Raw genomic sequence first — 14,672 nt, forward strand, 5'->3', positions numbered from 1 at the left:
GCAGGTATACTGTCCGGTTACTTCTGGAACCGGTCGGTTTGGCGACGGCAAACTCTCTCGGGACTGACCGTTTCGCCGTCGACGGTGACCGACTCGCCGTCGGCGAGCGCGCCGAACTTCGGCCCCTCCGGGACGCCGACCTCGCGCGCGAGCTCCGGGTCGAACGCCGTCCGCTCGGCGACGACCGCGTCGTCCTCGAGGCGAACAGTGTCGTACTTTGCCTCGAGGACGGCCGCCAGCTCGGCGACGATTTCCTCGCGCGCGTCGGCGGCGTCGTCCGTGTCAGCGTCGGGGACCGCGACCTGCGTGCCGACGCGGCTCCCGCCGTTCTCGGTCGCGAAGGCGACGGTGTGGCCAGCGACGATTTCGCGGACGCGATCGGGGTCGATACCCTCTGCGGTGTCGATCAGCTCGCCAGACAGCTCGAGGACAGTACACGACGACTCACGGATCTCGCCAAAGCGGGTCCCGTCCTCGACGGTGCCAAGTTCCGACTCGACGGCGTCGACCAGCTCGAGCGGTCGGTCACCGACCTCGCGCAGCCACGTCTCGCCGACGGTCCGGTAGCCGAGGTCTGCGATGGTCTCCTCGAGGACCGGCCACTCGCCGTCGACGACGGCGAGGTCGGCCTCGCTGGCTTCGAAAGCGGCCGCCAGGACGTCGCGGTGGGCGTCGGGGTGGCCCATCGCCTCGAGCCCCCAGTCGGCCGCGATGTGGCCGACCGCCCACGGCGTCTCACGGACGATGCGTTCGAACCGCGGTGCGTAGTGGTTGCCGCCGAAGCCGACGACCTGCTCCTCGCGGTGGGGGGAAACGCCCCGAAGCTCGAGGATCGCGCGGGCGACGGCCTCGGCACCGTCGGGGTCGTCCCACTGCGCTTCGTCGCTGCCGAGTTCGGCGAACAGCGACGGGCAGCCGACGTCGGTCGGGCCGTGGTGGGTACACTCCATGCCGACGTCGTAGCCCGCGGGTGCGTACTCGTCGAAGGCGGAACGCAGTCGGGCGAGTGCGTTCGGACATGCCGCCGCGACGGCGTTGTCCTCGCCGCCGAACTCCGCGGGACCGAAGTTGCCCGTGAAGTGACCCGTCAGCAGCGGCCCCGTCTCGCCGGAGTGTCGCGAGGCGAAAACCAGCAGATCCGGCTCGCAGTCGAACGCGTCGACCGGGGACTCGAGCTCGAGGTGAAATGCTTCGAACGAGCGGAGTTCGACGCCAGTCGACTCGGTCTCGAGGCGGTAGTAGGTGCCGCCGCCGTCGGCCGCGGACCGGGACTCGTCCTCGTGGACCTCCCAGTCGGCGAGCTCGCGGAGACGGTCACAGATGTGGACCGACGCGCGGTCGGCTCGACTCTCGACGATCGCCAACTCGTGCATACACGAGTGAGCGAGGGCGGCGCCGGTAACGCCGTCGGTTTTCGACGAGAAACGCTGCCGCAGATCCCGCTAGGATATAAAATGGTGGCGTAAGCTACCGTCGACTTTTCCATCACTGATTGTCACTAGATACCGTGAGTGAACATACCACGATATATTGTCACAGATATTGTAATCGGCAACAAGGAATAGGTACCCCGAACGCCCATACGTGAGTATCCCATTTCAGATATGAACGGTTCATCGGGGGAGGATAACGACGGCCCGAGCGAATCGGATCCGTCGGTCTCCGACGACGATCCATCGGATTGTCGTCTCGACGTTCGACAGTTCGCCGGTCTCGTCGGTGACCAGGCCGTTTCACTGCTCGGTCCCGATGGACGGATCGTCTCCTGGCACGAGAGCGCGGCGGCCCTGCTCGGCTACACGGCAGACGAGATCGTCGGCCGGCATTTCCGACAGCACTTCCCGCCTGCTCGCCGCGAGGATGGCGATCCGGAACGGCTCCTCGAGCGGGCCCGGACGACGGGACAGGCCGAGGACGAAGGATGGCGTCTTCAGAGCGACGGCAGTCGGCTCTGGATCCGTGAGATGATCGTCCCGGTTCGTGAGACCGACATCGAGAGCAACGACGGACGGAACGCCGATATCGGTAGCAGCGACGAGAACGGGGACGGGGACGGGGACGGGGACGACCTCGTCGGCTACGTGTGTCTCCTCCACGACCGGACCGACGAGCACGAACGCGAACGGGAGCTCCGCGAGGAGAAGGCTCTGACCGAGAGTATCTTCGCGGCCCAGCCGGACCTCGTCTACGCCTTCGATACGGACGGCAACTACCTCAAGTGGAACGACCGAGTCCCCGACGTGACGGGCTATACGGAGGCCGAACTCTCGGAGATGGGGCCACTCGAGTTTATCGCACCGGAGCACCGGGACCGAGTCGACGACGCGATCGCTCGCATTCTCGAAGACGGCGAGCGCGTCGCTGTCGAAGCCGATCTCCTCACGAAAGACGGGAGGCGGATCCCACACGAGTTCAACAGCGCGCGGATCTCCGACGGGAGCGGGGCCGTACTCGGCTTTACCGGTGTCGCTCGAGATATCAGCGACCGCAAGGCCCAGGAACGTGAACTGCGCGAGGAGAAGGCCCTGACCGAGAGCATCTTCGCGGCCCAGCCGGACCTGCTCTACGCCTACAGCGCCGACGGGAACCTGGTCCAGTGGAACGACCGGTTCGAACAGGTCACCGGATACGACGCGGCCGAACTCGATGGGATGCGCCCGCTCGAGTTCATCGCCCCACCCGACCGTGATCGGATCGCCGACGCGATCGAACGGCTCTTGCTCGAGGGTGAACGTGTCGACGCGGAAGCACGGCTCGTGACGGCCGACGGGCAGTACGTCCCATACGAGTTCAACAGCGCACCGATCACGGACGACGACGGGTCCCTGCTCGGGTTTACCGGCACCGGTCGAGACATCAGCGATCGCAAGGCTCGCGAACGGGAACTCGAGCGATTAGAACGGCTCAACGCGACGATCCGACGAATCGACGAGACGATGGTCACGGCCGAGAGTCGCGAGGAGATCGAGACCGCAGTCGTCGACGCGTTCGCGGACGCAGACGTCTATCGATTCGCCGCCATCGGACGGGTCGATTCGGCGGCCACGGACGAGGGAGACTCGTGGCAGCCACAGGCGTGGGCAGGGATCGACGCCGACGGCGTCGAGAGCGTCCTTCCGTCGTACGTCGATCCGCCGGCCGGCGCCGGTCCCTCGGCACTCGAGACCGAAACCGTCGAACGCTATCACGACCTGCAAGAGAGCGAGGTCGACGTCTGGCGGGTCGACGCCCGCGAGCGTGACTACGGTTCGGTCGCCGTCGTCCCCATCATCGCCAGCGGTCGGACGTACGGCGTGTTCGTCGTCGCTGCCGCGGAATCGTCGGCGTTTACCGAACAAGAGCGGGAAGTCCTCTTCGAGTTCGGCGGCACTATCGGCCACGCGATTAACGCGATGGTGGTGCGTCGACTCCTCTATCAGGATACCGTCGTCGAACTCGAGTTCGAGTCGACCGACCCCAGCGGGATCTGTATCGACCTCGCCGAGGAAAACGACTGTCGGATCACGCTCGATCACGTGTTGCCACTGACCGACGAGATGTTCGTCTACTACGTCACCGTCGTCGGCGCCGATCCGTCGGCGGTTCGCTCGTCGTTTGCCGATCACCCATCGATCGGCGAGTGCCGTCGGATCGACGCTGGCGGCGAGGAGAGTCACTGGGAACTCGTCGTCGCCGGACCGACGATCACGGGACTGCTCTCCGATTACGGCGCCCGGATCCGCTCACAGGTCGTCGAGGACGGCGTCTCGACTACCGTCGTGCAGGTTAGCCCCGAAGCGAACGTTCGCGAACTCGTCGACGCAGTCATCGAGGCCTACCCCGAGACGAAACTCCTGTCGAAACGAACCGTCGAGCGGCCAGTCGAAACGCCCGGGGACTTCAGACGGCGTGTCCAGGAGGAGTTGACCGAAAAGCAGCGGGCTGCCCTCGAGGCAGCCTACTACGGCGGCTACTTCGAGTGGCCGACTCGCCGCAGCGACGCGAGCGATATCGCCGACCGGCTCGGAATCGCCCGCCAGACGTACCACCAACACTTGCGGGTCGCACAGGAGAAGCTCCTTACGGCGTACTTCGAGGACCGCGAACGCGAGCGGGAGTCCTGATCTGAGAGGCGGTATCGTCCCAACTGAGTACGGGACACTGTCGTCCGACAGTATATTCGATCGCGGTATCAATCAGTTATACCAGAGCACGCTGGTACAGTGCTTTCCCCCGCCGGGTACTTTAATCGACCAATGAGTTCGCCCCCTGTTACTGATCGGTCGACTATCGCGTCAGACGTCCTCGCCGTTCCCCGACGGCGATATCTGCTTTCAGTGTTGTACGACCGGACGTCGCCAGTCGATCTCGAGACGCTCGCGACCGACGTCGCAGTCAGGGAACACCAGTTACCGATCGTCACCGAGGAGCAGTCCGAAGACGTCGCCGTCGAGCTCGTTCACAACCACATCCCGCGACTGTGTGATCTCGGCGTCGCAACCGAAGTGACCGACGGCAGCGACACGCGTCGGTTCGCCCTCGCCGACCACCCGCTGCTCGAGGCTGACTGGGTCCGGTCGCTGCTGGAGCAGCCACGCGGCGGCGCGGCCTGTGACGAGGCGGTTCTCGATCGGACGCTCGAGGTCCTTCGATCCGGTCGCCGACGGACGCTGCTGCGGATCCTCTCGAGACGCGACGACGAGTTGGCTGTCGCCGACCTCGCCGCCCTGTTCGTCGCCGAGACGCGCGACGACGTCAGACTCGTCGACCTCGAGGAGCGGGACTGGAAACGCGTCCAGGTCCGCCTCGTCCACGGCGATCTACCCGCCCTCGCCGACGCCGGTCTCGTCGACTACGACCGTTCGGCGGCGACGGTCTCGCTCGTGGACGACGCGCCACAGTGGCAGGCGGAGTGGTTCACTGCGGGCCCGCTTGGCGACGTTGCCCCGTCTTCGAACCAGGCCGACTCACAACCACAACCGGACCGCGCCGACGCCACGGCCGATACCGACGACTGCTGGACGGTCACCGGCCGCGAGGACGTCATCGCCAGAGGCCACGAGATCGCCGACAGTGCCACGGACGAACTGTTCGTGGCGGTGCCCGATGCGGGGCTGCTCCAGAACCGCTGTCTCGACCGCTGGCGAGACGCTGCCGATCGCGGTGTCGATGTCTGTGTCTGCTCCTGTTCGGAGGCGGTCCGTGACATCGCCCGACAAGCGATCCCCGAGGCGACGATCTGTGAACCGCAGTTCGACTGTCTGAACTTTCCCGTCGACGGCGTCCAGCCCGGCCGCGTCGTCTTCGCCGACCGTGAGCAGGTGTTGCTCGTGACTGCCGACACCGACTGTGAGCCGGCCGCTACCGACTGCGAACCGTGTGCCGCGGGACTCACCGCAACTGGAGCCTCGAGTCCACTGGTCAGGTTCATCCGCGAACACGTCGCTCCTCGGCTGGACCGTCTCGAACAGCGGGACGAAGACGGATCCGACGGACAGCAGTCGACGCCGCTGCCGCTGTGAGCGATTCATACGGTCACCTGTCGTCACGTCCCGCCGATCGCCGACCCTGTGTGGCGATCGACGAGAGATCGGGACAGCAGTCCGTATCAGGGGAGCAAGAAAGAGACGAACACGCCGTAACCGATCACGAGGACGGCGCCGTCGAATCGCGTCAGGCGACGGCGGTACCACATCATGGCGACCAGTACGACGGTAAAGACGACGAGAGCGGGCAACTCGAGACGGAGCGTACTCGGGGCGATCTCGATCGGCGTGATCAGCGCGACGATTCCTAACACGGCGAGGATGTTGTAGATGTTCGAACCGACGACGTTGCCGACGGCGAACTCGGTCTCACCACGGACGGCGCCGACGACCGAGGCCGCCAACTCGGGCAGTGCAGTCCCGATTGCGAGGACAGTCAACCCGATGAAGAGATCCGAAAACCCAAGCTCCGAGAGCAGGCCAGTTCCGCCAGAGATCAGCCAGCGCGAGCCGATGACGAGTGCGACCAGTCCGCCGACGACCGACGCTACGTCCCGAAGCGACACTCCCTCACCGGCACCCGGTTCGTCGACCGTCGGCGCTGCATCGGCACTGACGGCGTAGCGCAGATACGCCGAGAACCCGCCGAGAACGAGCAGGAAGAGTCCACCCTCGAGCCGACCGATCGTTCCGTCGGCACCGAGGCCGACCAGCAGGAGGGCCGCACCGAGCATGAACGGGACGTGTCGTCGCATGACGACTCCGCTCACCGGCAGCGGCTTGACGAGCGCGGCGAGACCGAGGACCAGTCCGATGTTGGCGATGTTCGAGCCGATGACCGCACCGAGACCGATGTCCGTCGAGACGTCTATCGCGCCGATGGTCGCGACGAACAGTTCCGGCGCCGTCGTCGCGAAGGCGATCACCGTCACGCCGACGGTCGCCGCACGGAGCCCAGCCCCCAGCGCGAGCCGGCCGGCGCCCGCGACGAGTATCTCGGCGCCGACATAGAGCGCGACGACGCCGGCCGCGATGAGGCCGACAAAGAGCCCAATCTCGGGGAGCATAGCCGCTGGTACTCCCGGTAGGGTTAAAGAGATCCGGAGATCGACCGCGTCGACCGCGTCGTGACACTCGAGTTCTACCGAACGATCGTGACGGGGACCGAAGCCCGCCGGGCGACGCTTTCGGCGACGCTGCCGAGCAGGACCCGACTCGCGCCGGAGCGGCCGTGGCTCCCGATGATGATGTGGTCGTGTCCGCCTTCCTCCGCGAACTCGACGACCTCCCGACCGGGCTGTCCGACGACGATCTCTCCGGTGAGCGTCCCGTCGTGATCCGACGCGAGTTCGCCGAGTTCCTCGAGTAGTTCTTCGGCTCCTTCCTTGCGGCTCTCGATCAGCGATTCGTAGGCGTAGACGCCGCCCTCACCGTAGGTCGACAGGTTCGGGTCGATGACGTGTAACAGCGTGATCGATGCATCCGGATACTCCTCGAGAGCGTGTTCGACCGCCGCTCGAGCCGGCTCCGAGTCGTTGACTGGAACGAGGACGTCCATACGCTCTCTTCGATGGCCACGAGTATAAGCCCGGGCGGAATTCCCAGTCCGTGACGGTCGGCGCTTCGTACGAACTGCTGTAACGATGCCGTTCGAAGCCACACCGATTATAGTCCCGCCCGGCCGACTGTCCGGTATGGCTATGGACGTCTTCGGACTGGTCGGCAACCCCGTCGGCCACTCGCTGTCGCCGCCGATGCACGAAGCGGCCTACGACGAACTCGACCTCGAGGCGCGGTACGTCACGTTCGAGCCCGAACCCGACGCCATCGCGGACGCGATCGACGGCGCCGCAGCGCTTGGCGTGACGGGGCTGAACGTGACGATCCCGTTCAAACAGGACGTCCTCGACTGTGTCGAGGCGGACGAACTTGCGAGCCGGATCGGCGCGGTCAACACGATCGACTTTACGGGCGAGCGGGTGACGGGCCACAACACGGACGCCGTCGGCGCCCTGCGCGCGCTGCGAGACCACGACGTGACGATCGAGGGCGCACGCGCGGTCGTCGTCGGCGCCGGCGGCGCCGGTCGGGCGATCGCCTTCGGCCTCGCGGACGCGGGCGCGTCGGTCGCGATCGCCAACCGGACCGCCTCGAAGGCCCACGACCTCGCCGCGGAGGTCCCGGACGCGACGGGACACGACCTCGCCGAGGAGACGCTCGCGGAACTGCTCTCCGAGGCCGACGTCCTCGTCAACGCCACCAGCGTCGGGATGGACGACGACGAGACGCCGGTCCCCGCCGAGACGCTTCACGGCGATCTGGCCGTCCTCGATGCGGTCTACAGCCCGCTCGAGACGCGGCTGCTTCGCGATGCGGCCGACGCCGGCGCGACGACGGTCGACGGCGCGTGGATGTTGCTCTACCAGGGTGTCGAGGCGTTCGAGCTGTGGACCGGTCGGGACGCACCGGTCGACGCGATGAACCAGGCGCTGCGATCTCGCCTTTAGACGGTCGACTTCACTGGTCCAGTGTACATCCAATCGCCAGACGGCATTTCGGTTGGGCGGATATACTGTCGGCTGCTGGATAGCTGTTGTTTAAGTATCAGGCGAATTTAAGTGTTGGAGCCGACTATATCGAGTTAATGGCAATCCTCCAAAAGCTGAAGTCGCTGCTCGGGTTCGGGGAGTCGGACCCAGAGCGAGGGCGCAGTCGAGAGGTCGGCGTCACGGTCGAGCGGGAAGGATCGCGGGAGGACGACGCCGATGCCGGCCCGACCGAGACGGACGAATCGGCGGCCGCCGACGCGACCGCGTCGGCCTCGACGGACTCGATGACCCAGCCGAGCGACGGTCCCGAGGAAGCGGCCGAACCGGAGACCGACGCCGAGGCCGACGAGTCGGCTGCTGCGGAGACGACCGCAGCGGCGTCGACGGACTCGATGACCCAGCCGAGCGACGGTCCCGAGGAAGCGGCCGAACCGGCGGAGGCGACCGGCCCCAGTACCGAGGACGCGTCGCCGGAAGCCGACAAAGAACCCGACGCGTCCGCGGCGGCTGCGCCGGACGTTGGTGACGAAGCCAGCCAGGAGCCGGTCGACTCGATCAAGGGGATCGGCCCGGCCTACGCCGACCGTCTGGCCGGCGCCGACGTCGAGACCGTCGGCGAACTCGCCGCTTCGGACGCGGCCGACCTCGCCGAACAGACCGATATCTCCGAGAAGCGCATCCAGGGCTGGATCGACCGCGCCAACGTCCGATAGTCCGTTCTTCCCGATCCTCGACTCCCCCAGCGACGTTCCGTTCTCTCGAGGCCGTTTCCGTCAGTTCTCCGTTCTCGGGATCACAAAACGATTAGGTGCTTCGCTTCCTTCGGACGGTATGAGCGATCCGCGTGTCATCACCACCCTCGAGGCGTTTCGCGCTGCCGTCCGCGAGCACCTCGAGGCGGACGACTCACGTGACGGTGACCGCGGCGGGACGCCGGCCGAAAGCCGACTCCCCGTCGAAGTTCGCGTCACGGTCGACGATCCGTTTTCGGCGTATCGGCGTGCACGACTCCCGGAGTCGACCGGCAACGTCTATCTCGAGACGACCGGCGGCCAGCCCGGTTGGGGCTACTTCGGCGTCGACCCCGTCGATCGGTTGACGGTCAGTCCGGATGCGGTCTCACAAACGGCGTCGGGCTCACCGACGCTCGAGGCACTCGAGGGGCTGCTTGCCGGCGAGACGCTGGTTCGGGCCGACTGTGACGTTCCCTACCCCTGTGGCGCGATCGGCTGGCTCTCCTACGACGTCGCCCGGGAACTCGAAGCGCTCCCGGAATCGGCCGTCGACGATCGCGGCCTGCCGCGACTCGAGGTCGGCGTCTACGACCGTCTGGCGGCCTGGGAGGAGCCGATCGACGACGACGGCGTCACGCTTCGGGTGACCGCCTGTCCGCGACTCGAAGCAGGAGGAGACGACGGGATCACGGACGACGCGATCGTGGCCGCCTACGAACGCGGGCGTGATCGGGCCCTCGAGCTCGCGCGGGCGTCCCTCGATGGCGATCCATCGATCGGCGACCCACCGGTCGAGGCCGACGAGGCCGACTTCGAGAGCGACTGCGGCCGCGAGGCCTTTGCCGACCGCGTCGATCGGGTCAAGGAGTACGTCCGCGACGGCGACACCTTTCAGGCGAACATCTCCCAGCGGCTGGTCGCCCCCGCGGCGGTCCACCCCGTCGCGGCCTACGACGCCCTGCGGCGGGTCAATCCGGCGCCGTACTCGGGGCTGCTCGAGTTGCGTGCGGCCGATCTGGTGAGTGCCAGTCCCGAACTGTTACTCGAGCGCGAGGGAGATGCCGTCCGAACGGAGCCCATCGCGGGGACGCGACCGCGCGGGGAGACCCGTGAGGCGGACGAGCGACTCGAGGCGGACCTCCTCTCAGACGAGAAAGAACGCGCCGAACACGCCATGCTGGTCGACCTAGAACGCAACGATCTCGGGAAGGTCTGTGCGTACGGCTCCGTGACGGTCGACGAGTACCGGCGGATCGACCGCTACTCAGAGGTGATGCACCTCGTCTCGAACGTGACCGGCCGGCTGCGCGACGACGCGACGCTTTCCGACGCCGTCGCGGCAGTGTTCCCAGGGGGGACGATCACGGGCGCGCCGAAACCCCGGACGATGGAGATCATCGACGAACTCGAGGCGACGCGACGAGGGCCCTACACCGGCAGCGTCGGCATCTTCGGCTTCGACGGCCGCGCGACGCTCAACATCGTTATCCGAACGCTCGTCTGCTACGGCGACGGGTACCATCTCCGCGTCGGTGCGGGCATCGTCCACGACTCCGAGCCCTATCTGGAGTACGACGAAACGTTGGACAAGGCCCGCGCACTGATTACGGCCGTCGACGAGGCGCTTGGCGAACGGGCTGGAATGGCCCTCGAGACGACCGCCGATTCGGAGTCGAGCGACGCAGCCCCTCTCGACGGCCGCGACGGGGGTGGTGACGATGCGTGAGACGCCCGCAGTCGGCGAGGGCCGGATCCTCGTCGTCGACAACTACGACTCTTTCGCGTACAATCTCGTCCAGTACGTCGGCGAAGTCGCCGACGAGGTCGTGGTCCGGCGAAACGACGAGATCGACCTCGAGGACGTCCGCGACCTCGATCCGACCGGGATCGTCGTCTCGCCGGGGCCAGGGACGCCCCAGGAGGCGGGGATCTCGATTCCGCTGTTTTCCGAGACCGAGTATCCGATTCTCGGCGTCTGTCTGGGCCACCAGGCGCTGTGTGCGGCACACGGAGCGCCGGTCGTCCACGCCGAGGAGGTCGTCCACGGGAAGCCGTCGACGGTGAGCCACGACGGTGAGGGCCTCTTCGCCGACCTCCCCGAGACGTTCCAGGTCGGGCGGTATCACTCGCTTGCGGTCGACCGCGCGGACCTCCCCGAGTCGTTAGTCGAGACGGCCCGAACGACGGACGAACGCGGCGTCCTGATGGCGGTTCGCCACCGCGAGAACCCCCACTTCGGCGTCCAGTTCCACCCCGAGAGCATCCTGACGCGGGGCCACGACGACGCGGCGGGCGACGACGGCATCTCGCTTCGGGTCGGCAAGCGAACCATCGCGAACTTCTGTCGGCTCGCCGCAGACACGCGATGACTGACGACCGCTACTACCACGTCGACGGCGAGCTCGTCCCCGCCGAGGAAGCGACGGTCAGCGTCGACGATCGGGGCTTTCGGTACGGCGACGGTGCCTTCGAGACGCTTCGGGTCTACGGCGGGACGATCTTCGGGTGGGACGCCCACGTCGAACGGCTTGCGGCCACCTGCGAGGCGCTCGCCCTCGAGCACGGCCTCGCGGCCGCCGACCTCCGGGCGCGGATCGACGAGACCCTCGCGGCGAACGACCTCGAGGACGCCTACGTCCGACTCTCGATCACCCGCGGCGTTCAGCCGGGCAAACTCACGCCCCAGTCCGAGGTCGATCCGACAGTCGTGATCTACGTCAAACCGCTTCCGCGTGGCGGCCTCGAGGGCGACTCCGTCTGGGACGAGCACGCAACCGTTCGAACAGTCGAGACACGACGGATACCCGACGACGCGATCCCCGCCGCGGCGAAGACACACAACTACCTCAACGGGATCCTGGCACGGATGGAGCTCCGTGCTGTCGGCGACGGCGAGAACGAGGGTGAGGGCGAACCCGCGGCCGACGAGGCACTCATGTGCGACCTCGAGGGCCACGTCGCCGAGGGCGCGACGAGCAACCTGTTTTTCGTCCGCGACGGCGTCCTCCACACCCCGACGACCGACGGTCCCGTCCTGCCAGGGATCACACGGGCGTTCGTCCTCGAGTCGGCGAGAGCGGACGACATTCCGGTTCGAGAGGGGCGGTACGAACCCGCGGACGTCACTGATGCCGACGAAGCGTTTCTCACGAACCGAACCTGGGAAGTCCGGCCGATCGAGACGCTCGACGGCACCGAGATCGGCGCCGGACCGGTAACGAAGCGACTCACCCAGCTGTACGACGAACGTGTCGAGCGGGCCTGTTACCGGTAGAACGGTACAGCAGCCCGTCTCAGCCGTCGACGTCGGAGCCACGCACCGACAGTTCGAGGGCGCCGCCCTCGAACGGCCCCTCGAGCAACTCCCGTTTCGTGTCGCTACACTCGAGGACGAAGTCGGCACCGAACGCAGTCGACGGCGTCTGGAACCCGTCCGGAACACGGTCACGGCCCCGATTCTGGCCATCGATCACACGCTCAGCGGCGTCGACTGCGGCTGCGACCGTCAGCGCGTAGGGGTTTGGCGTCCGGAGTCGAGCGCGGGCGCGCCGATCGGTCGACTCGTCGACGACCTCGCCCCAGACCGTCGCTCGACCAGTTGCTAACTCTCGCTCGTCGGGGCCGTCGATTCGGGCGTCGACCAGCCGCTTCAGAACGTCTTCGACCGGTTTCCGCTCGAGTAGCCACTCCAGCGAGTCGGCGGCGCCCATCGCAGACGTCGCCCACGACGGCGCGGCTGCGTACACTTCGATCGAATCGATTCCCGTACTGTGGGCGGCAGTGACCACGTCACCCCACGGGATCGTGACGGCGTGTTCAGGGCCGTCGCCGAAGTCGATCTCGCGGGTCCGAAACCCTGGCGGCACGCTGATGAGTCGCCCGTTCCGTCTGACGACGCCGTCGTCGCCGAGGTGTTCGACGAGCGTCCGGGCCGTTCCCCGCGAGAGGGATCCGCTCGCGTCGATCGCAAGCGAGAGGTCGGTCGCCGACGGCAACTGGTCGTGAAGAAACGCCGCCAGACAGTCCGTGGGAACGACGTCGAACCCGACGCCCGGCAACAGCGTGATTCCGGCGTCTCGAGCCGCGTCGTCGCGCTGTCGGAGTCGTTCGAACACCTGGAACTCGCCGGTGATGTCGAGGTAGTCCGTCCCCGTCTCGAGACAGGCCTCGACGAGCGGTTCGGCCGTGTTTACGAACGGGCCCGCACAGTTCAGGACGGCGTCGTACTCGCCGATAGAGGCGGCGACGTCCTCCGAGAGGGAAATGGCGTGGCCTTCGACACCCAGTTCGTCGGCCTGCCGTTCGACCTCGCGTTCGTCCCGGCCGGCGACGGTCGGCGCCCCTCCTCGAGCGACGATCTCGCGGGCGATCAGTCGACCGGTGTAGCCGTACGAGCCGTAGACGAGAAGGGAGTCCATAGCCGTCGTTTGGGTCTCGGGGTGTTAAATCCGCGTCAGACGGTCGACGGATCGTAACGTTCACTGTGACCGATCTGTAACCCGCGTGCCGATGGACGCGTCCCAGCGAATCGCCGCACTCGAGGCAGTGCCGGCGGACTCGACGGTGCTCTTTCGCGTGCGAAACGGGTCGGACGATGAACAGGAGGCGATCCTCGTCGCGACCGCCGACGGCGACGAGACGACGGTCGCCTGCTGGCTCAACTACTGCCAACACATGACCCACATCAAGATCGACAAGGGATCGGGTGCGCCGATGCGAGACGGCGAACTCGTCTGTGCCAACCACGGCGCATACTTCGACGCCGACTCCGGGAAGTGTACGTTCGGCCCCTGTGAGGGCGCCTATCTCACCGAACTCGACGTTACCGTCGACGACGGCGACGTCTACCTGACCGACGACGACTACGAGTACGTCGGCGATGGCCCACTCGAGGACGACGGCGATTTGACCTCGAGTTCGAACGTCAAAATCTAGTACCGTTCCACCCGTCGACTGCTGGATGACACCGGAGGACAGCCATCGAGTTCACCCAGCAGTGCAGGCGTGGACCGCCACTAGTGCTTGCAACGCGCTAGTCCTCTCGAGTATCGGATTCTCGGAACGCCCGCGGCGAGACCAGGTCTCGCTCCTGGTCGTACTCGAGCAACCCCGCGTTGACCAGTCGCGGGAGGTGGTCGTGGTAGAGGGAGATATAGGTTTCGTGTACACGCTCGGCGGAAATTTCCGTTACCTTCCGTCCAGTCTCGCGGACGGCGACCTCTTCGGCAGCATCGGGCAGCGTCATCGCCTCGCCGTACGTACGCATGACCTGTAGCAACAGCCGTCGTCGCTTGTCGGCGAGCAATCCGAACGCGTCGTCGACCGTCTCGGCCGACGCCTCACAGTCGTCGAGTCGCTCGAGGACCGCCAACACGAAGTCGGCACAGTCGGACTCGGAATGGGACGTAGCAGTCATTCGTATCTCTGTAGACCTCGCGAACTGGACGGTAACCCGCGTTCAGGAGACGAGAGACGGTAGCAGTCGACGAAGCGGGGTCGACCGCCCGTTCGCTCGAGGGTTCGTACCGGGTTCTCGGTACGCCCGTAAATATTAGTATCGAATCCGTTTCAGATACCCCACTTGATATGACTGTTATACGATCCGACTGATCACGACTCGATCGTTAGTGTCGGCTCCGTAATCGACTCGCTTTTACAGTTAGGGCAACGCGATGGGAGGTTTAGGAGGTCGTCGAAGTCGTCGAATCCACAGTCCCGACACGTCGGTGGTGCGACAAGTAACTGTTCGTCCGTCTCCGAACTGTCGACCGACCGGGAGACGTGTTCGGCGTGGCGAAGCACTGCCTGTGGGGTCAGATCGAGTTCCACAGCGAGTTCGCTCGGCGTGGCGGGTTCGGTACGGAGCGCGTCGGCGAGTCGCTGTCGCGTCGTTTCGTCGGCCTCGCGCATACGGAGAGAAACGG

14 protein-coding genes are annotated in these 14,672 nt (G+C 66.2%); 8 read left to right on the plus strand and 6 right to left on the minus strand.

What is annotated here, in order from left to right:
* Positions 1-17: 17 nt before the first annotated feature.
* Positions 18-1,373 carry a D-aminoacyl-tRNA deacylase gene (locus RBH26_RS01990; RefSeq protein ID WP_306756202.1) on the minus strand — a complete coding sequence of 452 codons (1,356 nt, stop codon included), beginning with the start codon at positions 1,371-1,373 and terminating at the stop codon, positions 18-20.
* A 231-nt stretch (positions 1,374-1,604) separates the two neighbouring features.
* Between RBH26_RS01990 and RBH26_RS01995 the strand changes: the two genes are divergently transcribed.
* Together RBH26_RS01995 and RBH26_RS02000 are read left to right on the plus strand one after the other, a co-directional pair.
* Positions 1,605-4,103, plus strand: coding sequence for a PAS domain S-box protein (locus RBH26_RS01995; protein ID WP_306756203.1), 2,499 nt, complete (start codon positions 1,605-1,607; stop codon positions 4,101-4,103).
* Positions 4,104-4,235: 132 nt separating this feature from the next.
* Positions 4,236-5,501 (plus strand): hypothetical protein, encoded by a 1,266-nt coding sequence (locus RBH26_RS02000; RefSeq protein WP_306756204.1) that lies wholly within the window; start codon positions 4,236-4,238, stop codon positions 5,499-5,501.
* An 86-nt stretch (positions 5,502-5,587) separates the two neighbouring features.
* Here RBH26_RS02000 and RBH26_RS02005 read toward each other — a convergent pair whose 3' ends face one another.
* Positions 5,588-6,532 carry a calcium/sodium antiporter gene (locus RBH26_RS02005; RefSeq protein ID WP_306756205.1) on the minus strand — a complete coding sequence of 315 codons (945 nt, stop codon included), beginning with the start codon at positions 6,530-6,532 and terminating at the stop codon, positions 5,588-5,590.
* A gap of 74 nt (positions 6,533-6,606) precedes the next feature.
* Entirely contained in the window at positions 6,607-7,023 is a 417-nt protein-coding gene (locus tag RBH26_RS02010; protein WP_306756206.1) for a universal stress protein, read from the minus strand.
* Between the two features lie 142 nt (positions 7,024-7,165).
* Between RBH26_RS02010 and RBH26_RS02015 the strand changes: the two genes are divergently transcribed.
* The 5 genes from RBH26_RS02015 (at position 7,166) to RBH26_RS02035 (ending at position 12,022) form a co-directional block, all read left to right on the plus strand.
* Positions 7,166-7,972 carry a shikimate dehydrogenase gene (locus RBH26_RS02015; RefSeq protein ID WP_306756316.1) on the plus strand — a complete coding sequence of 269 codons (807 nt, stop codon included), beginning with the start codon at positions 7,166-7,168 and terminating at the stop codon, positions 7,970-7,972.
* 137 nt (positions 7,973-8,109) lie between these two features.
* Positions 8,110-8,727: a helix-hairpin-helix domain-containing protein gene (locus RBH26_RS02020; protein WP_306756207.1), complete on the plus strand. Its 618-nt coding sequence runs from the start codon at positions 8,110-8,112 to the stop codon at positions 8,725-8,727.
* Positions 8,728-8,845: 118 nt separating this feature from the next.
* Positions 8,846-10,474 carry an aminodeoxychorismate synthase, component I gene (gene pabB / locus RBH26_RS02025; RefSeq protein WP_306756208.1) on the plus strand — a complete coding sequence of 543 codons (1,629 nt, stop codon included), beginning with the start codon at positions 8,846-8,848 and terminating at the stop codon, positions 10,472-10,474.
* A complete protein-coding gene (locus RBH26_RS02030; RefSeq protein ID WP_306756209.1) occupies positions 10,467-11,117 on the plus strand; it encodes an aminodeoxychorismate/anthranilate synthase component II in 651 nt (216 codons plus the stop codon). The genes pabB and RBH26_RS02030 overlap by 8 nt, the downstream gene beginning before the upstream one ends.
* Positions 11,114-12,022: an aminotransferase class IV gene (locus RBH26_RS02035; protein WP_306756210.1), complete on the plus strand. Its 909-nt coding sequence runs from the start codon at positions 11,114-11,116 to the stop codon at positions 12,020-12,022. Before RBH26_RS02030 ends, RBH26_RS02035 begins: the two co-directional genes overlap by 4 nt.
* 19 nt (positions 12,023-12,041) lie before the next feature.
* Here the strand turns inward: RBH26_RS02035 and RBH26_RS02040 are convergent, their stop codons facing one another.
* Complete coding sequence (locus RBH26_RS02040; protein ID WP_306756212.1) at positions 12,042-13,166, minus strand: saccharopine dehydrogenase NADP-binding domain-containing protein; 1,125 nt, start codon at positions 13,164-13,166, stop codon at positions 12,042-12,044.
* A gap of 91 nt (positions 13,167-13,257) precedes the next feature.
* Here RBH26_RS02040 and RBH26_RS02045 point away from each other — a divergent pair, with 91 nt between their 5' ends.
* Positions 13,258-13,683, plus strand: a complete 426-nt coding sequence (locus RBH26_RS02045; RefSeq protein WP_306756213.1) for a Rieske 2Fe-2S domain-containing protein — start codon at positions 13,258-13,260, stop codon at positions 13,681-13,683.
* A gap of 97 nt (positions 13,684-13,780) precedes the next feature.
* Here RBH26_RS02045 and RBH26_RS02050 read toward each other — a convergent pair whose 3' ends face one another.
* Both RBH26_RS02050 and RBH26_RS02055 read right to left on the minus strand, forming a co-directional pair.
* A complete protein-coding gene (locus RBH26_RS02050; protein ID WP_306756214.1) occupies positions 13,781-14,164 on the minus strand; it encodes a hypothetical protein in 384 nt (127 codons plus the stop codon).
* A 194-nt stretch (positions 14,165-14,358) separates the two neighbouring features.
* On the minus strand, positions 14,359-14,658 hold the full coding sequence (locus RBH26_RS02055) for a transcriptional regulator (protein ID WP_306756215.1): 300 nt from the start codon (positions 14,656-14,658) through the stop codon (positions 14,359-14,361).
* Positions 14,659-14,672 lie beyond the last annotated feature (14 nt).

Origin of the sequence: Natronolimnohabitans sp. A-GB9, assembly GCF_030848565.1 — an archaeon.
Taxonomy (GTDB): Archaea; Halobacteriota; Halobacteria; order Halobacteriales; family Natrialbaceae; genus Natronolimnohabitans.

Coding starts and splice junctions, on each gene's coding strand:
- RBH26_RS01995 (WP_306756203.1), top strand. CDS start 1,605: ATGAACGGTTCATCGGGGGAGGATAACGACGGCCCGAGCGAATCGGAT.
- RBH26_RS02020 (WP_306756207.1), top strand. CDS start 8,110: ATGGCAATCCTCCAAAAGCTGAAGTCGCTGCTCGGGTTCGGGGAGTCG.
- RBH26_RS02055 (WP_306756215.1), bottom strand. CDS start 14,658: ATGCGCGAGGCCGACGAAACGACGCGACAGCGACTCGCCGACGCGCTC.
- RBH26_RS02050 (WP_306756214.1), bottom strand. CDS start 14,164: ATGACTGCTACGTCCCATTCCGAGTCCGACTGTGCCGACTTCGTGTTG.
- RBH26_RS02015 (WP_306756316.1), top strand. CDS start 7,166: ATGGACGTCTTCGGACTGGTCGGCAACCCCGTCGGCCACTCGCTGTCG.
- pabB (WP_306756208.1), top strand. CDS start 8,846: ATGAGCGATCCGCGTGTCATCACCACCCTCGAGGCGTTTCGCGCTGCC.
- RBH26_RS02045 (WP_306756213.1), top strand. CDS start 13,258: ATGGACGCGTCCCAGCGAATCGCCGCACTCGAGGCAGTGCCGGCGGAC.
- RBH26_RS02000 (WP_306756204.1), top strand. CDS start 4,236: ATGAGTTCGCCCCCTGTTACTGATCGGTCGACTATCGCGTCAGACGTC.
- RBH26_RS02010 (WP_306756206.1), bottom strand. CDS start 7,023: ATGGACGTCCTCGTTCCAGTCAACGACTCGGAGCCGGCTCGAGCGGCG.
- RBH26_RS02035 (WP_306756210.1), top strand. CDS start 11,114: ATGACTGACGACCGCTACTACCACGTCGACGGCGAGCTCGTCCCCGCC.
- RBH26_RS01990 (WP_306756202.1), bottom strand. CDS start 1,373: ATGCACGAGTTGGCGATCGTCGAGAGTCGAGCCGACCGCGCGTCGGTC.
- RBH26_RS02030 (WP_306756209.1), top strand. CDS start 10,467: ATGCGTGAGACGCCCGCAGTCGGCGAGGGCCGGATCCTCGTCGTCGAC.
- RBH26_RS02005 (WP_306756205.1), bottom strand. CDS start 6,532: ATGCTCCCCGAGATTGGGCTCTTTGTCGGCCTCATCGCGGCCGGCGTC.
- RBH26_RS02040 (WP_306756212.1), bottom strand. CDS start 13,166: ATGGACTCCCTTCTCGTCTACGGCTCGTACGGCTACACCGGTCGACTG.